General features: G+C 49.6%; 27 protein-coding genes and 1 pseudogene. 5 read left to right on the forward strand and 23 right to left on the reverse strand.

Annotated elements, in window-relative coordinates:
- Positions 1–26 precede the first annotated feature (26 nt).
- Positions 27–347 carry a 2Fe-2S iron-sulfur cluster-binding protein gene (locus C7436_RS12045; protein ID WP_114434931.1) on the reverse strand — a complete coding sequence of 107 codons (321 nt, stop codon included), beginning with the start codon at positions 345–347 and terminating at the stop codon, positions 27–29.
- Between the two features lie 171 nt (positions 348–518).
- On the opposite strand from C7436_RS12045, the gene C7436_RS12050 reads away from it, so the two are divergent.
- On the forward strand, positions 519–1547 hold the full coding sequence (locus C7436_RS12050; protein WP_121207976.1) for an AraC family transcriptional regulator: 1029 nt from the start codon (positions 519–521) through the stop codon (positions 1545–1547).
- 31 nt (positions 1548–1578) lie between these two features.
- On the opposite strand, the gene C7436_RS12055 is transcribed toward C7436_RS12050, so the two are convergent.
- Together C7436_RS12055 and C7436_RS12060 are read right to left on the reverse strand one after the other, a co-directional pair.
- Positions 1579–1980 (reverse strand): hypothetical protein, encoded by a 402-nt coding sequence (locus C7436_RS12055; protein WP_121207977.1) that lies wholly within the window; start codon positions 1978–1980, stop codon positions 1579–1581.
- A gap of 28 nt (positions 1981–2008) precedes the next feature.
- On the reverse strand, positions 2009–2416 hold the full coding sequence (locus C7436_RS12060; protein ID WP_041656545.1) for a GFA family protein: 408 nt from the start codon (positions 2414–2416) through the stop codon (positions 2009–2011).
- Positions 2417–2575: 159 nt separating this feature from the next.
- On the opposite strand from C7436_RS12060, the gene C7436_RS12065 reads away from it, so the two are divergent.
- Complete coding sequence (locus tag C7436_RS12065; RefSeq protein WP_228198128.1) at positions 2576–3787, forward strand: GGDEF domain-containing protein; 1212 nt, start codon at positions 2576–2578, stop codon at positions 3785–3787.
- Between the two features lie 35 nt (positions 3788–3822).
- Here the strand turns inward: C7436_RS12065 and C7436_RS12070 are convergent, their stop codons facing one another.
- Positions 3823–4182, reverse strand: a complete 360-nt coding sequence (locus C7436_RS12070) for a winged helix-turn-helix transcriptional regulator (protein WP_121207978.1) — start codon at positions 4180–4182, stop codon at positions 3823–3825.
- A gap of 110 nt (positions 4183–4292) precedes the next feature.
- Here C7436_RS12070 and C7436_RS12075 point away from each other — a divergent pair, with 110 nt between their 5' ends.
- Together C7436_RS12075 and C7436_RS12080 are read left to right on the forward strand one after the other, a co-directional pair.
- Positions 4293–4886: an NAD(P)H-dependent oxidoreductase gene (locus C7436_RS12075; protein ID WP_121207979.1), complete on the forward strand. Its 594-nt coding sequence runs from the start codon at positions 4293–4295 to the stop codon at positions 4884–4886.
- A 113-nt stretch (positions 4887–4999) separates the two neighbouring features.
- Positions 5000–5401 (forward strand): GFA family protein, encoded by a 402-nt coding sequence (locus C7436_RS12080; RefSeq protein ID WP_158595266.1) that lies wholly within the window; start codon positions 5000–5002, stop codon positions 5399–5401.
- A 29-nt stretch (positions 5402–5430) separates the two neighbouring features.
- Here C7436_RS12080 and C7436_RS12085 read toward each other — a convergent pair whose 3' ends face one another.
- The gene (locus tag C7436_RS12085) at positions 5431–6300 is read right to left on the reverse strand and encodes a LysR family transcriptional regulator (RefSeq protein ID WP_121207981.1); all 870 of its coding nucleotides are present in this window, start codon (positions 6298–6300) and stop codon (positions 5431–5433) included.
- Positions 6301–6394: 94 nt separating this feature from the next.
- Here C7436_RS12085 and C7436_RS12090 point away from each other — a divergent pair, with 94 nt between their 5' ends.
- Positions 6395–6895, forward strand: a complete 501-nt coding sequence (locus tag C7436_RS12090) for a lactoylglutathione lyase family protein (protein WP_121207982.1) — start codon at positions 6395–6397, stop codon at positions 6893–6895.
- Between the two features lie 544 nt (positions 6896–7439).
- On the opposite strand, the gene C7436_RS12095 is transcribed toward C7436_RS12090, so the two are convergent.
- The 18 genes and pseudogenes from C7436_RS12095 to C7436_RS12175 form a co-directional block, all read right to left on the reverse strand.
- Positions 7440–7853 carry a PaaI family thioesterase gene (locus C7436_RS12095; protein WP_228198130.1) on the reverse strand — a complete coding sequence of 138 codons (414 nt, stop codon included), beginning with the start codon at positions 7851–7853 and terminating at the stop codon, positions 7440–7442.
- 73 nt (positions 7854–7926) lie between these two features.
- A pseudogene (locus C7436_RS12100) lies at positions 7927–8241 on the reverse strand (antibiotic biosynthesis monooxygenase family protein); the annotation flags it as partial.
- 90 nt (positions 8242–8331) lie between these two features.
- On the reverse strand, positions 8332–8742 hold the full coding sequence (locus C7436_RS12105; protein ID WP_121207984.1) for a VOC family protein: 411 nt from the start codon (positions 8740–8742) through the stop codon (positions 8332–8334).
- A gap of 155 nt (positions 8743–8897) precedes the next feature.
- Positions 8898–9266 (reverse strand): energy transducer TonB, encoded by a 369-nt coding sequence (locus tag C7436_RS12110; protein WP_147423441.1) that lies wholly within the window; start codon positions 9264–9266, stop codon positions 8898–8900.
- 93 nt (positions 9267–9359) lie between these two features.
- On the reverse strand, positions 9360–9647 hold the full coding sequence (locus C7436_RS12115) for a hypothetical protein (protein ID WP_121207986.1): 288 nt from the start codon (positions 9645–9647) through the stop codon (positions 9360–9362).
- Positions 9648–10190: 543 nt separating this feature from the next.
- Positions 10191–10502, reverse strand: coding sequence for a hypothetical protein (locus C7436_RS12120; RefSeq protein ID WP_121207987.1), 312 nt, complete (start codon positions 10500–10502; stop codon positions 10191–10193).
- A gap of 73 nt (positions 10503–10575) precedes the next feature.
- Entirely contained in the window at positions 10576–11487 is a 912-nt protein-coding gene (locus C7436_RS12125) for a hypothetical protein (protein WP_121207988.1), read from the reverse strand.
- 146 nt (positions 11488–11633) lie between these two features.
- Positions 11634–11909: a hypothetical protein gene (locus tag C7436_RS12130; RefSeq protein WP_121207989.1), complete on the reverse strand. Its 276-nt coding sequence runs from the start codon at positions 11907–11909 to the stop codon at positions 11634–11636.
- A 108-nt stretch (positions 11910–12017) separates the two neighbouring features.
- Entirely contained in the window at positions 12018–12455 is a 438-nt protein-coding gene (locus tag C7436_RS12135; protein ID WP_121207990.1) for a hypothetical protein, read from the reverse strand.
- Between the two features lie 2 nt (positions 12456–12457).
- The gene (locus C7436_RS12140; protein WP_121207991.1) at positions 12458–13036 is read right to left on the reverse strand and encodes a TIR domain-containing protein; all 579 of its coding nucleotides are present in this window, start codon (positions 13034–13036) and stop codon (positions 12458–12460) included.
- 8 nt (positions 13037–13044) lie between these two features.
- On the reverse strand, positions 13045–13626 hold the full coding sequence (locus tag C7436_RS12145) for a toll/interleukin-1 receptor domain-containing protein (protein WP_121207992.1): 582 nt from the start codon (positions 13624–13626) through the stop codon (positions 13045–13047).
- 114 nt (positions 13627–13740) lie between these two features.
- Positions 13741–14505: a hypothetical protein gene (locus C7436_RS12150; RefSeq protein WP_121207993.1), complete on the reverse strand. Its 765-nt coding sequence runs from the start codon at positions 14503–14505 to the stop codon at positions 13741–13743.
- A gap of 81 nt (positions 14506–14586) precedes the next feature.
- Positions 14587–15498, reverse strand: coding sequence for a hypothetical protein (locus C7436_RS12155; RefSeq protein WP_121207994.1), 912 nt, complete (start codon positions 15496–15498; stop codon positions 14587–14589).
- Positions 15499–15539: 41 nt separating this feature from the next.
- The gene (locus C7436_RS12160; RefSeq protein ID WP_121207995.1) at positions 15540–17156 is read right to left on the reverse strand and encodes an RNA-directed DNA polymerase; all 1617 of its coding nucleotides are present in this window, start codon (positions 17154–17156) and stop codon (positions 15540–15542) included.
- 115 nt (positions 17157–17271) lie between these two features.
- Positions 17272–17748 (reverse strand): hypothetical protein, encoded by a 477-nt coding sequence (locus C7436_RS12165; RefSeq protein WP_121207996.1) that lies wholly within the window; start codon positions 17746–17748, stop codon positions 17272–17274.
- Positions 17749–17822: 74 nt separating this feature from the next.
- The gene (locus tag C7436_RS12170) at positions 17823–18137 is read right to left on the reverse strand and encodes a hypothetical protein (protein WP_121207997.1); all 315 of its coding nucleotides are present in this window, start codon (positions 18135–18137) and stop codon (positions 17823–17825) included.
- A 102-nt stretch (positions 18138–18239) separates the two neighbouring features.
- A complete protein-coding gene (locus C7436_RS18710) occupies positions 18240–18560 on the reverse strand; it encodes a hypothetical protein (protein ID WP_147423442.1) in 321 nt (106 codons plus the stop codon).
- A gap of 130 nt (positions 18561–18690) precedes the next feature.
- Entirely contained in the window at positions 18691–18915 is a 225-nt protein-coding gene (locus C7436_RS12175) for a hypothetical protein (RefSeq protein WP_121207998.1), read from the reverse strand.
- Positions 18916–18967 lie beyond the last annotated feature (52 nt).

The raw sequence follows: 18967 nt of genomic DNA on the forward strand, positions 1-18967 counted from the left end.
CCTTGCGGGTAGGTGGCAGGGTTTGACTACATCTGGAATTCCGGCAAACGCACCACCATGCCGTCCATGGCCTCCGACACCGTCACCTGACACGCCAGCCTTGAAGTCTCGGTTTTCTCCGGCGTCATCGACAGCATGCCCGCCTCACTGGCCAGCATGTCGCCGGTGGCCGGCAACCAGTTGGCCTCCACCATCACATGACAGGTACCACAGGCACAGGCACCGCCACAGTCAGCATCAATACCCGGCACCCCATTCTCGGTGGCGGCTTCCATCAGCGACTTTCCCGCCTCAATGTCGACCACATGCTCGGTGCCATCATGTTCAATGAACGTAATACGGCCCATCACTCACCCTCTGTTGTTATTGATATCGGACAATGAGGCCAGAATACGGCCGAACAGACAGGTGCAGCAGGTCATCAATTGACACAGGGGAGTCATTTCAAGACACTCTGATTGTCGCGACCCTGCGCCGCGACCTCTCCTTCCTGAGCCCAGACGGAGGCCGTTAACGCCATGCTGACCACCAACCCGGACAGGGCGTGTATTCCCTCCAATTACAGCCGGTTGATCGCGCGGGAACTGGGCCTTCAGCCTCGGGAGTTGCGCAAACTGCTGCATGGCACCGGCCTGACCGTGAATCAGTTGCTACAGGAAGACACCCTGCTGACCCCGATTCAGCAGGTCCAGGTACTGCAGAACAGCCTCACCCTGGCCGGCGACGAGGCCCTGGGGCTACGGCTGGGCCAACGCATGACCTCGCCCAGCCACGGAGCGATGGGGTTTCTGGTGAACAGCAGCCCGGACCTGCTCACCGCCCTGAAAGCCTTCCAGACCTTCCTGCCCACCCGACTGAACCTGGCAAAACTGGACCTGAGCATTCGCAATCAACGTTTGACGGTGACCTGTTCCTTCAACCTGGCGTTGACCGCTTCCCTGCAACGTCTGCTCAGTGAAGCGTTCGCCGTGATTTTCTTCGACACCGCCGAGTTCATCATCGGCCGCCCCCTGCATGAGGCCGTGCTGGCCTTTGGCCACGCTGAGCCCGCTTACAGCGAACTCTACGGCCGTTATCTGCCCTGCACCGTGCAGTTCCGGTCACCCGTGATTGCTCTGGAGCTGCCCCTCCCGGTGTGCAAAGTGCCGAATGCCTCAGCCAATCATGAGAACTACCAGCTGGCGCTGAAACAATGTCAGGCCATGCTGGATCAGCTGAAGGCCAGCGACAGCGGATACCGTGCCCGGGTACAGAAAGCGATGTTGTCGACCCCGCTTGGGGCCCTGTGTGAAGATGAGGTCGCCGCGCAGTTGTTCATCAGCAAACGAACACTGGCACGGAGGCTGAACGCAGAAGGAACGAGTTTTCGGGCACTGAGGGATCAGGTGCTTGCACAGCAGGCGGCAGGCTACCTGCGTGACAGCCCGTTGGCGGTAGAGGCCATTGCGGAATTGATGAACTACCACGACAGCGCCAATTTCCGGCGCGCGTTCAAGCGGTGGTTCGGGGTGACCCCGGACGAATACAGAAAACGCAGGTCTGACTGAAACACCAACCATGCGAAACCTTTCAGGCTGCTTATAAGAGCTGCCTCAGCCTGGCAGCAAGGTAAGGGGCGAACACCGTAACCGCGAGAACCATTGGCCAGAGGTTACCGCCCTTGAACGTGTAGGCCTCCAGCAACTCTGCCCAGGATTTGCCCTGCCAGAGCCCGAAGGAGAATTCGAACACCAACGTAAGTACCAGCCAGGCCACCCCCAGGCCCAAGAGCCCCACCAGGTGGCGGACATTCAGCCAGGGCAAGGCAACGTAGGCCATCCCAATAATCAGCAATGAAAGCAGAATACCGCTCAGCACCAGCGCAACCGACCTGCCCAATACAGGTTCCAAAACCGCTTCCCGCAGCACGCCATTGGCGATGGCCAGCACCAGAATACCGCCCCAGACCACCAGCCCCTTCAGCAAAACCGTCATCATCATCCGCCGTCCTTCAGCACTATAGCCTGCGTCAAGTCGCCTTCGGCAAACCGGAGAACTCCGGCACATCGCCCAGCGCGTGATCCCAGGCTGCCCGGCTCGACGTGAAAAGATGCGCGGTAGGCACCCGGGAGAGCTCCGAGTCCAGACACCCGGCGGGCACTACCAGCAAACCCGGAATATGGGTGTTGGGCACTGCCGAACCACAGGTCCGGCAAAAACACTTTTGGTGCCGGGTGCCCGGGAGCGTAAAGGAGGCCACAGCCTCCTCACCCGCCAGCCAGACCAGCCGGGCCGACTGGGAGAACAGGTTTGCCGCATGGGCAGACCCGGTGTCCTTCTGGCAATACCGGCAATGACACAGGTAAAAGCTGTCGAAGTCTCCGTGCACCTCGAACTTCACGGCGCCACACAGGCAAGAGCCAACATAATCCGTCATCGCATTCCCTCCCTTCAGTATTCGAGGTAACAACCGGTGTTCGCGTGCATGCAAAGCTTCGGCAAAGGCACCACCAACTGGCTGCATGGCGCAGGCTTAACGGCTACAATGGGCCTTAGTGGAGCGCAGGCGCCGCTGCCATTTTTTACAGGAAAGCCCATGGCTATTCAGCTTGATTTTCGCACCCTGAGCCTGACATTAATGCTGTTCAGCCTGGTGTTCGGTCTTGGTATGTTTGCTTATTCCAGAGAACATACCAAGTTCTCCGGAATCCGAACCATGGGCGCAGGCTATTTTCTGATCGGCGGCGGCTGTGTGCTGCTCGGCCTGCGCCACGTAATCTACGATTTCCTGTCCATCGTGATTGCCAATATCGCAATCATTGTGGGCGTTGTGCTGATATATCGGGGACTGTTTCGTTTCCTGGGTATCACACTGCGCCATGAGCGTTGGCTGAGCACCACACTGGTGGTCCTGCTTGCTGCTTTACTGTATTTCTACACCTTTCCTATTCCAGATATAAATATCCGTATACAGGCCTTCTCTATGGTCTGTGCAGCGATCTGCCTGATCGGTGCCAGCGGACTGCTGAAACACCGTGACATCCGCAACCGCATGGTCGCCAAAATGCTCATCGCCATGTTTTTGCTGATGAGTAGCTTGTTTATTTTCCGCTTTTTCTGGTCGTTCTACGCTATACCGCCTCAGGATTTCATGAGGGCTGGGCTGCTCAGCGCCTTGACGATCATTGCCGGAGAACTACTGGTTATTCTGTCATCCTTCTGCACGATATGGATGGCGTCCGATGAGTTGCAGGATGAACTCTCCGAAATCGCCAGGATTGATCCTTTAACGGGGCTCTACAACAGGCGGGCATTCGACGAATGTTGTGACATTGAGTTCAGCCGTGCGCAGCGTTCAGGTGCGCCCTTCGCCATTATCATGTGCGACCTGGACCACTTCAAAAACGTGAACGACGAGTACGGCCATCATGTAGGCGATGAGGTATTGAGACGCTTTGCCAATACGCTCAAAGAGCACATACGAAAGCATGACGTGGTGGCGCGTTTCGGGGGCGAAGAATTTGTTCTGTTGTTGCCTGGTAAAGACACCGAGCAGGGATTAGAGGTGGCGGAGAAACTCAGAGCCAAAACGGCAGGCACCCAGATCACGATTGGCGATGATGTCTGTTTAACGCTCTCGGCCAGTTTCGGAGTGGCTCACTACGATTCCAGAGACCGCGAGTGGAGTGCCGTGCTGCACCGTGCGGACAACGCGCTGTACGCCGCCAAAAAACAGGGGCGTAACCGCGTTGTCGATCTGGTAACGGAAGGCCAGAACGTTCAACCGGGGCAATTGCTCAATACGTAGCCTTAGGTTCTGATCAGTCACCCTCGAAAATCCAGCTAGCTGATATCGTATTTCTCTGACCAAACCCTGAGATCGTCTAGGATCTTGAGCGCGCTGCGGCCAAAGTCGGTCAACTCATAAGTGACTGCGACTGGCCGATCATTGATGACCTTGCGCACCACCATCTCCCGAGCCTCCAGTTCCTTCAGGCGCTGATCAATCATCTTCTTGCTGGCACCACCAAGCATGCGGGCAAGATCGTTGAAGCGCACCGGGCCGTCTTTCAGATGATAGATGATGGAACCGGTCCATTTTCCGCCAATGATGCGCATGCCCCGCTCAATAGCGCAGGGCTCCATACAGGCGTTAAAAACTTTTTTCCGACCATAATTGTCTGTTTCTACGCGACTTTCCATTCATTCTCCAGCAACTGGCAGCAGGTTACCAAAAGTATACTAATTGATCACCATTAACAGGTAACCATAGTATACCAGCAGTACTTTCGTTACCAATTATGGAGGCTCCGATGAGCAATATCCTCATCATCAATGCACACCACTACTACCCCTTCGCAGAAGGCAAACTCAACGGAACTCTGGTTCAGATGGCCGATGAGATACTTACAGCCAACGGCCATCAGACCCGAATCGTGGAAGTCGACAAAGGCTGGAACGTGGAGCAGGAGCTGGAGAACCACCAGTGGGCAGACATCATCCTGCTGCAAACGCCGGTGAACTGGATGGGCGTACCCTGGGTCTTCAAGAAATACATGGATGAGGTCTATACCGCCGGCATGGGCGGCGCGTTGTGCAACGGTGACGGCCGCACCGAAGAGGCTCCCAAGGCAAATTATGGCAATGGCGGCACGCTGCATGGCAAAAAATACCTGCTGTCGATCACCTTCAATGCCCCCGAAGAAGCTTTCAACAACCCGGAGGAGTATCTCTTCCGCGGTGCCAGCGTAGACGACCTGCTGTTTCCCATGCACATGAACTTCCGCTTCTTCGGCATGGAAGCACTGAACACTTTCGCCTGCTACGACGTGATGAAAAACCCGCAGGTGGAATCGGATTTCCAGCGTTTTCGGACCCACCTCGCTGCCGAGATTCCAACCGCCTAAAGGAGGCAGCCATGCCCAGCACCAATCGAGCGAAGTGGTTGCAATCATTGTTGAGGACAAACCCTGATCACTTCTGTCGAAACCCGATTATTGTCGGGAGGGAGAAAGGTACCATGACCGATACACACCAGGTTCATTGCGACTGCGGTGCCGTGGAAGTCACCATGACCGGCGACCCGAAAGTCCATGCGTTCTGCCACTGTGAAGACTGCCGGGACCTGCTTCAGGTCCCCTATCACTCCGTACTGGCCTGGGAAGCAGACCAGGTTACGGTGACCAAGGGCGAGTCGGATGTGAAAACCTTTCAGCACCCTTCCAAGCGCATGACCCGTGTATTCTGCGGGAACTGTGGCGAAGTGCTTTACAACACCAATGCCATGGGCTGGAAACTGGTGTCACAGATTCTGGTGCTCAAGACCAACGGGTACGCGCTTCCCGAGTCCTACAAGCCAAACGGACACTTCTTCTATGACCGCCGGATCGTGGATATCGATGATGCGCTGCCCAAACGGTAGCGCCTCGTTTGATAGGTTTTCAGGCAGGATTAAATCCACCGTTTTGCCTCAGCAATGACCGTCTTCATTCTCGCCGCCAGGGCCCGATGCCGGGGAACGCAGAGATACAGCGTTTCGCTCACGGGGTTGGCGAGGGGATGAACTCTGATCTGCCCGGGCTTCTCAAAGGCCTCGACGGCATGCGCAGGCAGAACGGTAAAACCCAAGCCCATGCTCACTGGCTCCAGAATCAGACCAATCTGGTTTGAGAACCCTTTCTTCGGAAACAGGTTGCTGTGCTGGAACTGAGGGTAATTGGCACCGAGAAGCAAACTCGCGTGATGACTCCCATCCGGGTGGTCAATAAACCCCAGGTTCATCAACGTGTCCCAGTCCGGTTCTTCGATGGATGCCGGTGTTACCAGCAACAGCGCTTCGTGCGCCACAGGCGTGCAGCTTACGTCCGCCAACGTCGATCTCGACGTCATGAATCCAAGATCCACACCCGACCCGGCAATCGCCTTTTCCACATCGGGATTCGGCGCAAACCGGTAATCAATGATCAGCTTCGGGTGCTTGCTCTGTAGCGCCAACAGATGTGGGTAAAGTTTCAGCCCGACACTGCCCGGAGACATGATCCGCACACTGCCTTCGAAAGGCGGGTCCTCTGCGATTGTCTGTTCCAGATTCGACAACGCAAATAGGATGCCCTGCGCCTCGGCATAAAGCCTCTCGCCGGCACCAGATAGAGAAAACTGTTTACCCTGCCGCACCAGCAATTCGGCGCCGAGTTGCTCCTCAAGCTTACGTATATGCTGACTAACGCCCGACTGTGTCATATGCAGGCGTTCCGCCGTACGGGTGAAATGACCAACTTCCACCAGAGTGCAAAAGGTGCGCAACCACGTCGTATTTATCATTACATTGCGTAATTTTTTAAAGAATCAATGATAATTTTATCTGATTAATAATCGTGTGTAACCTGCTCTCAGCCTTAACAGAGGAGGGCAGGAAATGAACAACGTTTACCCAAGAAATTTCTCACACATGGGCATCTCCGTGCCGGACCTTGAGCAAGCCGTAAAGTTCTACACAGAGGTGATGGGCTGGTACCTGATCATGGAACCAACCGAGATCGAAGAGGACGACAGCGCCATCGGAGAAATGTGCACTGATGTCTTCGGCGCAGGCTGGGGCAGCTTCCGTATCGCTCACCTGTCGACAGGCGACCGAATCGGCGTGGAGCTTTTTCAGTTCAAGAACCAGACCAACCCGGAAGACAATTTCGAATATTGGAAAACCGGGGTGTTTCACTTCTGTGTTCAAGACCCGAACGTGGAGGAACTGGCAGAGCGGATTGTGGCTGCGGGTGGTAAAAAGCGCATGGAAAAACCGCGCTACTATTACCCGGGCGAGAAGCCCTACCGCATGATTTACATGGAAGACCCGTTTGGGAATATCGTAGAGATCTACAGCCACAGCTACGAGCTGATATACAGTGAAGGCGCCTACTGATAGAGGCTGAAACCATTCGAGGCGGCATACGGCGGGGCGCAAAGGACGTTTCGTGGATGCCGCCCTATGCCTGCTTGGGGACGGCGCAGTGGGTCGCCAGTAACAGTGGCACCGCGTTTCCTCTACGGGCTATCAATTGTACGAGTGTAGATCGTCCTGGTTCCAAAAACGGATTTCCGGTTCACCATTAGAAACGGGACCGTTGGGATCGCAGACAGGAGTATGAAAGTGCAAAAATCGTTGATGTAGGAGTTTGAACTGACGGGAATCTGAACTCCCTCGCTACTGACCACAAAAAACACCAAAATCATGGTCAGATAATAGACGGGGCCGAACCGTAGATGAAGCATGTCGTCCGACTCACCTGCCTCACTCAAATTGGCGCTGCAAAAAGGACAGAGAAAACCATTCCGAAAACCCTGATCACCGCCATCAACAGCCTCTCTTGTAGGGAAGGAACGTCCACAGGAGACACAGAGATATTGCTCTTTCACAGCTCACCATCCTCATTGTTGGCCTCAACTCACCAGATCTTACAAGATGGCTATGTCTTTGGACCGGCCTTCGTGATGGTGCCTTGGGCAACCGCAACGATACGCTCTCCGTCATCGCTAACCGCAACCACATTGCACTGACAAACCGCCTGGTTCCTTCCTGACGAGAGAACGGTGGCTTTGGCCACCAGTTTTCTGCCGATGGCAGGGCGCAAATAATTGATCTTGAATTCGGAGGTAACCGAATCGCCCAGCACCGAGCCGCCTGCATAAGTCAGTGCGTTGTCTGCCAGATAACTGAGAACACCGCCGTGGACGAAACCATGCTGCTGCTTCAGCTCCTCGCGCACCTTGAGTGTGAGAACCGCAGTACCCGGTTCAAACACTTCAAGCTCAGTACCAAGCAACACGCTGAATGGCTGACTCTCTAAAATGCCTTTACCAAATTCGAACAACTCACTCACGATTGCACCTTTTGTCGAAAAAACGCCAATGATAACCGCCCGGTTGGACGGACTTGGGGCCGGGAACGGGTAAAATGCCGTAGTCGCGCTCAACCCTCGCAATACGAACCCGAAAGCTCGAGTACCATGTTTGATGGCCAAGTCTCTGAGCTTCTCGGTGCTCTGCGTTCTTTTTCCAATTGGTGATGGACTCCAGGCTCTCCCAGTAGGAAACGGTGATGCCTAATTCCTCACGCACCGATTCCATTCCCAGGAACCCTGGCTGGCTTGCAGCCAACTCAACCATCCGCTCTGCCATTGCCTCGTAGCCATTGTCGCCCTCAGTACGATGGCTACTGAAAATGACCGCGTAATACGGCGGCTCAGGGGTTTTTGCTATCTCCGACATAGATCCCTCTGGCATTTAACGCCCGGCGTAACCGGCTGGCTTTGGAACATCAGCGGAAAAGCCCTCCACGTGGTCGCTACAGTCCGGCGCTTATTCATGAAGCCATGGCGCATAACTCAGGCCAATCAACACACCCTCGGGGCTCATAAACCGTGCCACGGTTTGCCCCCAGTGTTCAGTTCGGGTTTCATGAACGAATTCCTGCCCCCTTTCCTTCATCTCTTGCACTGCCGCCCCTACAGCCGCTGCATCCGCCAACTCAAATTCAATGGTCGCCGTCGGCTCAGGAATATGGTCGGGCCATTCCTCCTGGCCAAAACAGGAGTTCGCTGCCATAGAAAGCGGCCATACTCCGAAATGATTCGCTCCGGGGAACTTATCCATGAAGCGATAGTCGTCCATCTTCTCCAGCGGCAGGCCCAGCGCATCCTCATACAGAGAGGCACTGGCCGCAGGGTCTTTGGTTATGGACGCAAAACCTGAAATACACTTGATTTCCATACAATCCCTCCGTGGTTTATGGAGCACTTTGAGCCAGGGGCTTCCCTAGCTATAGAAGGTGTTTCCTGTTCGTGGGTATAGTCGGGGTTAGCGATGAGTATCCACTACATCAGGGGAAGTCCACAACGTACCTGAGCGATTTGTTAGGCACCATACTACTCTGGCCCAGAACTATCTTTAGCTGGATTAAATCTGAACTTAAACTCTTGAACGTAAGGCCCAGAGGTTCCCTTCAAGCGGCCAGATTTTGGCAACACCAGCCATCTGGAAATTGAATCAATCGCATATTTTTCATACATACCTTGCGGATTTGATGACACAACCTTCGCATTAATGACCTTGCCAGATGAATCTACATAGAACTCAATATTCACGTGACCAGAAATGCCCTGATTAACTATCTCTGCGGGCATATCAACACCCACAATCACTGCTCGAAAGTTATCATTATCAAAAAATGGCGACACTTTAGGCAGAGGCAAATCTCCAAAATTAGATTCCAAACTGGCACTACGTGTTCCCATATCCCGCTCACTCAGCGCTTCCAAGCCGAGACACGGTGCTGATATTAGTAACAAAATTAGTATATATATTTTCTTCACTATATTTGCCTAACGCTAAACGAAGCGGTGCGACTCATGAATACGCTGCCACCGCTTGGCAAGGGTAAATACCTGATGCCTCTTTGACTGGGAGTTTTGCTTATTAGAGGCGAAGCTCTCTAGCTCTGCCGCAACTTCGCTATCTATTTCAACTCCCTGCTCAAGCCAGTCCAAAGCCTCAGAAGCCCAGCCATCAGTTGGCCATCTGAGTGCGACCAGAACAACTTCTCTAGGAGAAACCGCCTCAATGTCTAGCTCTGCCAAAGGCTTAATCAGGTTCGATACGATTTCACGCTGATTCACACTGAGCCTCTAACGCCGGCGTAACGGGCCGGTTTGTGGGGCCGCGGCGGAATAAACCAGTCCCGTTGACGCACTGGTCATACGCTCCCCACTCACTGGCGACACTGCTCTTCGTATACTTGGTCAATCATACCTTGGCCAACAAATTTCTCTCTATCGCCTCCAAGCTCCGACTCCAGCCATGACAAACACTCTTCTAACGTTCCCTCAAAAAAATTTTTCTTCTAAAGGATCATCGTCGGCTACTTGTCCGAAAGAAAGTACATCGCAACATCCCCAGTCTGCCCCAGCGTCATATGATCGGATAAGGTCAATTTTGGCTTTTTCCGGTAAGCCAGACAGATTTGCCCATTCAAAGGTTCAAGATTGGAAGTACTCCCCGAAACCCAGGAACTGCGGCAATTCCCGCCCCAGCTTCAAATAGGTTTTTAATTGACAGGAATCGATGTATTTCACGGGATATCTCTTTACGTATAACGCTGAGCACAGCGGCGGCTGAAAGCCGTCCGGCGGCCGCAGACCGTTGACCACCTTGTTAAACGACTATTGCTCAGGTGACGTGCGTTCCTGGATTAAATCTCTGAGCACTGAGATTTGCCCTAATGCCCAGCTAACATGCTGATCTTTGCTGTAGCCGTTTGTAATGTCATAACCCACTGCTGCGCGAATGCTCCAGCATGCGGATGATAGCTTTTCAGCACTATAGCCATCCAACTCATCCTCAAGTGCGTCAAACTCAGATTTGATCGCTTGCGTTGCAGCATATATGGCTGCCTGCTCAAAGCCGCTGGAAGCATGAGAGGCGAGATTAGCTAAGTCTTCAAGCCGATCCACGATTAAAAGCTGATCATTCATTGCACGCTCCTTGTTGTTTAACGCCTTGAATAAGCCGCCGTTTGGAGCGGTAGCGCAAAACGGTCGGCTTGATTCACTGGTTATTTCTTTTTCGGGCAGTCCTCTTGGCGATTTTGGGCACCGACTCAGATGGCGAAACAACGGTGCTTCCCTGCACACTTTCGCCAAGATATTTTTGTACAAGCGATGCCATTGGCTTGCCGGTTTTTCTACTTTCCTCCGCCATAGCAGCAATAGCATCGCCACTTATTGGCTCCTTGTCCGCCTTTATCATTGTTTGTATATGGTAAGTCGCCTCAGCTTCATCCTCGCATAAAGTAGTATTCTCAACGATATCTTGAGGCTCAATTTCTACTGCTTCCTGCATGCCAGAACCACCCGGGCCAAAATCGTGATGGACTATATCTGGTTTCTCTCTCACGAGGTCTAGGTTGAACAAATCTCTTTCAGAAAAAGGGATGTGGTGAGAGTTGAATTTTAGGAACGGACGTTCTTCGATTCTCATCTGGAAATGAAAATGCGGAAAATCCGATTTGGTTCCCTCATGCCCCTGATAGTCGCTCTCTGAGCATTCGAATGTCCACTCGATGTTTTTCCATTGAATTGTTGTTTGAAAGACCTTTTTCTCTGACCTCCCATCTTTCAGGTCATTGATATTTCCCTGAAAACGCTCTTCGTTCGCGATCCATCGTAGGTATGATTCCATCTGATGGTAATCAAACTCTCGGTATAACTTAGGGAAATCCTTCGCTTTAAATTTGCATCGCCGCAGTAACCAGTGAAGACATGGCTTCTCTTTACTTATTGTTTTAAACGGTTTTCCACAAAGATAACACTCACCTCTTGAATACGAATCCTTAAAACGCTCGTACTCTTGGACGTTAAGTTCATGCTGAATTTGGTTGCGGCGATCAATCTCTTCGGGCCCCAAGCTCTCAAGCATTTTCTCAAAAGCCTCGGGATCCATTCGTCTTGGTCGATTCATAGGTCACGCTCGTAGAAATAACGCTGATGTTAAGCGGCGCCTGCGGAGCGCAGCGTAGTAGGCGGACGGCGGAGCGCAGCGTAGTAGGCGGACGGCGGACGGCCCCCAGGCCGGTAGCGAACTTGAACGATTGGTTATACATGAGGCTACCACCCCCACCAGTGCCAAACTTTGGCGATACCGCGCCAGACACCCCCGAGAATAGACGGAAACAGTTTCGGGAGCAGCAACGCAGACACAGCAAAAATCAAGATACAGGAAATGAGGTAACGACTGCTGAGAAAGCCATCCCAGTAAACCGCCAACTCCAAATTGACCCAGAGCCAAACGAATACTGCGGTTGGGATAGAGAAAAACAGTGATGCAAAAAGGCTAATCAACCTTGTTTCAATCGGCCCACCTTGGCCGCGATTCATTGCCATGATCTACGAACATTCCTTGTGTATAACGCCCGCATTTGCGGCTGGTTTGGAGCGCAGCGAAAAACCAGTCCGGCAACATGCGTTTGTTAAGCACCAAACCTTAGTGCGCTAAAGTACGAGTTCTTTGGCCAAATAAACCATTACGCCGAGGCACACGTAAAACCCCCAAACAGAGAACGATTTTAGTGCAGCTATTTGATGGTTTGTCATATTTCCTTTGGGCACAACAGAATATAGATCCTCTGAACAAATCCTTTGCTCATGAAGCTTACAAATAAATTCGTTGTAGGAATCTCTAAATGCTTTTTCAAGCGCCAAATAATATGAATCTAGGGCCAAAAAGAGAAAAATAGGTACTAACGCTATAAATGCATATTCTGGCTTGCTTTTGTCGGCAACCAAAACCAGTATCGCTGACACGATCGTGATACACCACGCCTTTGATGCCGTGCTATTTGCAGCCATCCGACTAATTACACCCTGCATAATTTGCAGGTGAGCCTGAACCGATGGTGATTCTTCGGTTAGTGCGCCTGGATTCGACATTGCTATATCCAACTCGCGAAATTATTGTATCCGTTATCAGATACCCAATCATATACGTTGAAAAAGTTACCAAGATTGTAACCATTTCCTCTGTATTTTTGAGCGACTTCAACCCGATAAGATGCAGATCCATCAATCTTATCGTATTTCACCCATTTTCCATTATTTTTTTCCCATAGAGTGGCTGTCAAACCAGAAGCGGAAAAGGTAACCCCTACATACTCTAGTGGGTTTGGCCCCTTTATTTTGGTCTGTTGGTTCCTGCATTTTATTGAATTGACATGAACGCCAACGATATTATTTCCCCTTTTGAAGCTTTTCAGGAGTTCGTATCTTACCCACGGTCGCTCATACGTCTGGCTACCTATTAGAACACACGTATTCGAAGTCCTTTCTAAGCCCGAATTTATTAGTCTTTTGAGCGCAACGTCACCTTGTTTTTTTGCGCTCTCCCATATTGAGGCATCATGATAGCCAGCTATTTCACGGTTAAGCTTAAACCTCCAATGGTTTCTAACAACATTAGCCCTAAATTCGGCAACGTCTTTATAATGAAAGCTAAAAAATACCCTCTTTGCCATACGCTCCCTCAATATTTGAAAACTTTTGGGTTTTCCCCGCGCATCCAGCCATCCAAATTAACCCATTCGTTCGACCTTTTGTGGACATAGAATTTATCCATAGTCAGATCCAAGTAGGGATACATGCCTAAATACTCTCTACCTTCAAATTGCTCGTCATCTCCGACTATTGGCGCAACAGAGACTCGACCAGTTTTTGCATCCATGTATCCAAGCTCCCACGGCATCCAAAGAGATTTTTCCGCTGACGGCGAGGTCAAATAGATTAGTGAGGAGCAATTGTTCATTCTATTTCGAAGAACTGCTGCAGTTTCGGGGGAAACTTCACCACGATCCAGATGGTCATCGTCTATCCAGTCCACATAGACGCTGTAACCACTCTCTTCGAGCAACTCTTTTACTATTTTCACCACTCTCGCATCATCGAAGGAATGTGAGAGAAAAATGTCATAGCTTTCAGCATACGAGAATGCTTGAGCTGATTCTTCAAGCTTCTTCTTCGCGAACCTCCTCTCTCCCGCCTCGTCGATAAGGTACGATTGACGGTTATTGTAGACGTTTAGTAGTTGTGATTTTTTTAGTAGAGCCAATTGTGTTCCCTAGTATCCCTACTCTTTACCATGTTGCTTAACGCCAGCCAGCATGCGCGGCTACGAAATGAAGGCGAAGCCGCAATATAGTAGCCGTCGCCGTGCCTGACATTGTTAGGACAACTTAAATTTTTCGACAAATAGATTAAAGCAGAATTCGTTAAAACTGATTAAATTGTCCGAAATAGACATAACATAATCGAGATCGACAGATAGGCGCTTGCCTAGCTTTTCAACACCCACGGCTTTGCAATATTTCTCATTTGCAACGCCTTTGTTATGAATAAAAATATTTCTCCTAAAGCTGGCCTCTACAATATCATCCCACTTCTCAAAATTTGAAAGATTGATATTCATCTTTGAAGAAAAATAGCGCTCTACGTCATCTATACTTCCAAACCCAAGCTGATCAACCTCCTTTTGAGCTAAGTGAGCGATCAACGATTTCATAGAGGTATAAGAAAGGACATCCTGATATGTGATGCTAGACTTGCTTTTAAGCAAAGACTTCCTATTCACAAGAATGCAGTGCAAATAGTCTTTTAACATTGCCTCTTGATGAGCAACCAAGTAGGAGAGAGTCATTTCAGTCAAAAAGCTTTTGTGCTTAATGGGAATAGCAACCTGAACAAAGAGCTTGCTAACCATTTCAGATTTTATTGTTAATTTTTCATTCTTAACGTCGTCATCGGCCATCCTATTAAAAAAGTCACTCAGGCGCTCGAGCTCTTTTTTATCGTCCTCTTCAAGCTTTCCTTTGGGCTTTTTCCGCTGTTTTCGCGTCAAGGATCTTTCTGTCGTGTTAACGAAATTTTTGATTTGTCGAATCTCACCGTCATAGCGAGATTTCGTTTTCTTTAGCTCGTCGTGTAATCCCATATCTACTCTATTCAGGCCTAACGCCTTGCTCACCGGTAAATTGCGAGCGCAGCGAGTAATTTATCCGCGTGCAGCAAATTGTTAGGCAATTACCGGCGCACGACTCTGACCTAGTTCAAGCAGGTCTCTAATTTTCACGTCAATATATTTTAGAAAAACAAGCATTTCTTCTAGATCAAGGTTTTTCTGGTTAATTGTGATACTTGCTGGAGTAGCATGAAGTAGCTTACTGCTAAAAGTGTAGATGAAATCGTATTCCTCAGTTAAGCTGACTTTTTCTGCCATTTGACGCCAATTCCAACGCCTAGGTATCAAGCTTCGTATATCTTCTGAAACCGTATCATCAAATGTAGATTTTTCTTCTTCCAAACTAGCTATGGAACCTTCGACTTCTGGCAAAGCTTGCTTCCCTACCAAATATGCTTGAAATCCGTAACCATTAATTTTCGCTTGCTCGGCATAGATTGAAAATTGCCGAGCCGCTTTCCTGTCGATTATTTCGGCTACAATTTTAGGGGCTGATATAGCGGCCTGCTGCTTTTTTTGCTCATCAGAAATCAGGCTCAACTCCCCTATCTTGTCATTCAGCAGAGATGATTCTTCTTCTGCCAGCTGATTAAGTAGACTAATCTCTCTGTTGAGTTGCGAACGGTAGTCTTTCCAGTAACGAAGTTGTGTATCTATAAGTTGTTCGTAGTACACAAGTCCATAGCGTGCATCAAGATCCAAAAGACGCAACCAAAGACTTAACTCGAATATATAGCGAGCAACAGAAATAACACCGACTGTTTCTACAAAATTGAAGTTATTTTCGGTAAATAGGCGCAGTTTTATTAAACCATCCCCAAAGACTGAACTACGCCAACAATCGTAGTTCCATTTATCGAACGAATCCATTATTTCCGGGGTTCGGAAAAGTTTCGCAGTAGCATCCAAATCTTCTTGATGCCCCTTTATTGAAGCCACTAGTTGACTAATTTGGTCTTCGATCATCGCAATTCCCTTGGACACTTCTTTACTGCCTAACGCAAAGCTCAGCCGCCGAGGTACGAGGTCGGCTGCAGTGTTTTGTTAGAAGCCTCAAGAATATACTTCAGCTGTTCCGGAGTAATATCTTTTAGCGCCCAATACTTTTCCGACGGTGAGTAATCTGAAATTGCTCGAGGATCATAGAATTGGACGTTCTCGGCTTGAAGAAATTTAAATCCATCATCTTTACTCACATAGTCAACACCAGTTGCAGAAGGCAACCACCCCTTTATAAAAGCCTCATATGCGAGAAGCCAATTTGATGTCTTAAGCTCTGCGGGTGTCATCAGAGATTGCCACAGATTAAACGTGTGAGTGCTCGATATCAGTCCCTGATGCTGGGCATCTAATGTGAGCAACGCTACAAACGGGTTTTCTATATCAGATATAATATCCACAATACCATCGGAAAAAGTAAGGCCAAAAAGTATCATGCCAAAAACAGCATACGAAACTTCACTGGTGTGGCCCATCGGTGAGTGCTCCGATATAAGAAACTCCAATGTTTCTTTTAGCTCATCCCTGTCAATTGTGTAGCCTTGCTTCTCGTAAAAACGAATGAAGTCTAGAGCAATTGGGAGTATGCCAGGCTCCGCGATTGACCATTGTAAGATAATGCTTTGATAACAGTCCCAATTACTCTCATAAATTATTTTAGATGCGGACCTTAATATTGCATACTTTACTATTGGTTCTTCTGGATATTTTTGAAGATAGTCCATCACTAAGTCAAAGTAATGCAAAAAATCGTTTCTCTGCTGGGTTTTCCCATTCCTAAATTTGTAATTTTTTAAATCGTGAATCCACACCGGATCAATATAGCATGGAGATGCTACAATTTTTGTTTTTGATGAATTTAGAGTTAACTCAAAATGCTCAAGGGCCTCTTGTAGCCTCGCCAAGGTAGCTTCAGCTTCTTGCAGGGTTGCACAGCCAAACTCAAAATCATCGATATACCTGTGATACTTTTTGCCAACTACAGGAACCAAAATCTCATCAATCGCCGTCATGACGATCTCTGCAATGACAAAAGAAACATCAGGGCCTATGGGAACGCCTTTTGTTTGCATTTCCTGGCAGTTTCTAATGTGCGCATCAATTTGATTACCTAAACTGGCGGAGAAGGCAAATGCTCCTTTGGCAACCGGCTTGGTATGCAAAGCCCAAGGGATACTATGTGTATATATCGAGGGGTAAAAATTGCTTATGTCTGCTTTTAGTATGTACTTTGACGCCGATCGAGTTCTCAGCTTTATACTTGATAGTTCAGAGAAGCCTTTCTCCCATCCCAGCGCACGATAGGTATCTGGCACCGGTCTACTCAAAGCCTGCTCTGACTTTTTATAGTGTGTCTCTATTTCAACCCAATTGTCAGCTATCGATTTTGCCACGTGATAGTAGTTTATGGGATTAGGTACTGATAGAACCCTACGAAGCCTTCCTCGTCTGGCCAAATTAAATACAGCGCTTTTAGAATTATATTTCGGACCTTTTTTTCCATAAACATATGGGTGACCACCAGGCAAAGAGCTGGAGCATATTGCTGCCGCATATTCCTGCGTAGTAAATGGGGCGGGCAGCTCTGCCGGAAAGTATCCTTTTTCGAGTAGCTCTTTTAACATCTGAAACGTCACTCCTTTCTACCGACAGACTTTGCCTTCTAACGCTTTTGTTTAGCGGCGCCCCGACAGGGGCGTCCGGTGGAGGCCGCAGGCCGGAACAAACTACAACAACTTGTTATAACTTGTGATTTTCCTGCACCCACGTATCGAATTGATCCTTGTTTAGAACATCGAGCCCAAGCGCAGCAGCATTTCTAAGAGCCCGGCGAATCATCCAATATGCCTCGTCACAGTCGTTCATTTCGAACTCGATCCCATCATCCTGATTGTGGTGTTTCAATGTATTCCTGCCACTATTCCAAGCTTTAAAAATTGAACTCTTAGATTGCTGTTCAATTTCAGGGTCGAGGTCTAATACGGCCCGAAAGGTTCTCAGTAAGTCATAAGAGACTTCGTGAGAAGGCTTCTGCCCCTCGCTTTCCAGAAGCCCAGCAAGGATCGCATCAGCCGCACCTGCAAGCGTAAGGCTGCAAATGAAATTCTGGTGCAGGAATAATTCGATGCCCTGGGTAAGCTGAGTTATCGCCACCTCAGATTTTCTGAATATTTCCGGCTCTTTGAAGCCCAACCCTCTAAGGTGCTTTTTGCTCATAGTTATAACGTTGAAATTTGCGGCAGTTTTGGAGCGGCGAAGCTGCGGAAAAACTGTCCGGCAACATTGACTGGTTAAGTGCTTGGCCCAGCATGGACCCGCACTGCTGGGCTAGAAAATACCCAGCCGTCCACACCACCTTTTTGAATTTTGATTGCCATGAAGTCCTTGCCGTACCGAATGCGCTGCACGTCATATTCGGCATTGGCGTTTAACTCGAACACCACGCTGCAACCTGATTGATTGGGATAGCCACACTCCCAGTCAGTGTATGCAGAAACCGGCGCACTGAATTCTACGATCTTAGCTCGGTCGGTAGCGACATCCATGAGCCGGGCGCCCAAAACGACCAAGGTAAGTACGATTAATACACCTAAGCTAATTTTCATATCGCCACTTAACGCCGAAGCACAGCGGCGACCTTGGAGTGGCGACGAAGGAGCCACGGAAAGGGCGTCCGGCGGCCACCGGCCGCGAACTGCTGCGCCTTGTTAAATTTTTTCATTTTTCTCGCATGCCAAGCAGTGCTTGTACGGCCCATAACGACCATGTTTTTGATCAACAATGCCACCACAGGTGAAACAGCAATCTGAGTTACCTTGGCTCCAACGCCACAACCGATAAAAGCTCACTATGAACAAAACCACTGAGGCTAGCAAAAGAGCTGCGCCAACCCAGGGTGCCGCAGCGCGAGAGCCATCAGCCAAGCCTTTAAGAACAGCACTGCCAGAGAACTGATCAGGCACAAAGTCGCCGAAAAAGTGAAGCCCGACGAATGCAAGAACGAGCAAAAAACTTGGAAGGGCAAACAATCTAAACAACATCCTGTTAGACAACGCAGATCCCTCTCTCATTGAAATTTAACGCCATGGCTTTGCGGCGGACCGGAGCGCCAGCGCAGGTGCGTCCGACAACAGCCGCTTGTTATGTGCTAAAGCTAACTTATCCATAGTAGTAAAAGATGTCTTTAATTAAAGCTTTCGATTCATCTGATGCTTGAGTATCGCTATGCTGACTTATCGTTGCCAGAAAGTGTTTAGCCGGGAAAGAGCCTCTTATTTTCAGTTGCTCAGAAATTTCACGGTGGATCTTGCTTCTAATAGCGGGAGTTGAAATCGATTCTTCAATAATTTTTGAAAAGGCACTTAGAAGTTCATCATCGTTCATCAGAATTCCTCAACCGCAACTCTTTGAGCTGCCACATAACAGCTAATTATAC

It is taken from the genome of Marinobacter nauticus (assembly GCF_003634635.1).
GTDB lineage: Bacteria > Pseudomonadota > Gammaproteobacteria > Pseudomonadales > Oleiphilaceae > Marinobacter > Marinobacter nauticus.

Bases quoted from the DNA above. Each gene is read 5' to 3' on its own strand.
- C7436_RS12140 (WP_121207991.1), bottom strand. From the start codon at position 13,036: ATGGCAAAGAGGGTATTTTTTAGCTTTCATTATAAAGACGTTGCCGAA.
- C7436_RS12175 (WP_121207998.1), bottom strand. From the start codon at position 18,915: ATGAACGATGATGAACTTCTAAGTGCCTTTTCAAAAATTATTGAAGAA.
- C7436_RS12135 (WP_121207990.1), bottom strand. From the start codon at position 12,455: ATGTCGAATCCAGGCGCACTAACCGAAGAATCACCATCGGTTCAGGCT.
- C7436_RS12060 (WP_041656545.1), bottom strand. From the start codon at position 2,416: ATGACGGATTATGTTGGCTCTTGCCTGTGTGGCGCCGTGAAGTTCGAG.
- C7436_RS12120 (WP_121207987.1), bottom strand. From the start codon at position 10,502: ATGAATGATCAGCTTTTAATCGTGGATCGGCTTGAAGACTTAGCTAAT.
- C7436_RS12155 (WP_121207994.1), bottom strand. From the start codon at position 15,498: ATGATCGAAGACCAAATTAGTCAACTAGTGGCTTCAATAAAGGGGCAT.
- C7436_RS12045 (WP_114434931.1), bottom strand. From the start codon at position 347: ATGGGCCGTATTACGTTCATTGAACATGATGGCACCGAGCATGTGGTC.
- C7436_RS12125 (WP_121207988.1), bottom strand. From the start codon at position 11,487: ATGAATCGACCAAGACGAATGGATCCCGAGGCTTTTGAGAAAATGCTT.
- C7436_RS12070 (WP_121207978.1), bottom strand. From the start codon at position 4,182: ATGGAAAGTCGCGTAGAAACAGACAATTATGGTCGGAAAAAAGTTTTT.
- C7436_RS12080 (WP_158595266.1), top strand. From the start codon at position 5,000: ATGACCGATACACACCAGGTTCATTGCGACTGCGGTGCCGTGGAAGTC.
- C7436_RS12150 (WP_121207993.1), bottom strand. From the start codon at position 14,505: ATGGGATTACACGACGAGCTAAAGAAAACGAAATCTCGCTATGACGGT.
- C7436_RS12165 (WP_121207996.1), bottom strand. From the start codon at position 17,748: ATGAGCAAAAAGCACCTTAGAGGGTTGGGCTTCAAAGAGCCGGAAATA.
- C7436_RS12160 (WP_121207995.1), bottom strand. From the start codon at position 17,156: ATGTTAAAAGAGCTACTCGAAAAAGGATACTTTCCGGCAGAGCTGCCC.
- C7436_RS12105 (WP_121207984.1), bottom strand. From the start codon at position 8,742: ATGGAAATCAAGTGTATTTCAGGTTTTGCGTCCATAACCAAAGACCCT.
- C7436_RS12085 (WP_121207981.1), bottom strand. From the start codon at position 6,300: ATGATAAATACGACGTGGTTGCGCACCTTTTGCACTCTGGTGGAAGTT.
- C7436_RS12110 (WP_147423441.1), bottom strand. From the start codon at position 9,266: ATGGGAACACGTAGTGCCAGTTTGGAATCTAATTTTGGAGATTTGCCT.
- C7436_RS12055 (WP_121207977.1), bottom strand. From the start codon at position 1,980: ATGATGATGACGGTTTTGCTGAAGGGGCTGGTGGTCTGGGGCGGTATT.
- C7436_RS12050 (WP_121207976.1), top strand. From the start codon at position 519: ATGCTGACCACCAACCCGGACAGGGCGTGTATTCCCTCCAATTACAGC.
- C7436_RS12090 (WP_121207982.1), top strand. From the start codon at position 6,395: ATGAACAACGTTTACCCAAGAAATTTCTCACACATGGGCATCTCCGTG.
- C7436_RS12170 (WP_121207997.1), bottom strand. From the start codon at position 18,137: ATGAAAATTAGCTTAGGTGTATTAATCGTACTTACCTTGGTCGTTTTG.
- C7436_RS12065 (WP_228198128.1), top strand. From the start codon at position 2,576: ATGGCTATTCAGCTTGATTTTCGCACCCTGAGCCTGACATTAATGCTG.
- C7436_RS12075 (WP_121207979.1), top strand. From the start codon at position 4,293: ATGAGCAATATCCTCATCATCAATGCACACCACTACTACCCCTTCGCA.
- C7436_RS12130 (WP_121207989.1), bottom strand. From the start codon at position 11,909: ATGGCAATGAATCGCGGCCAAGGTGGGCCGATTGAAACAAGGTTGATT.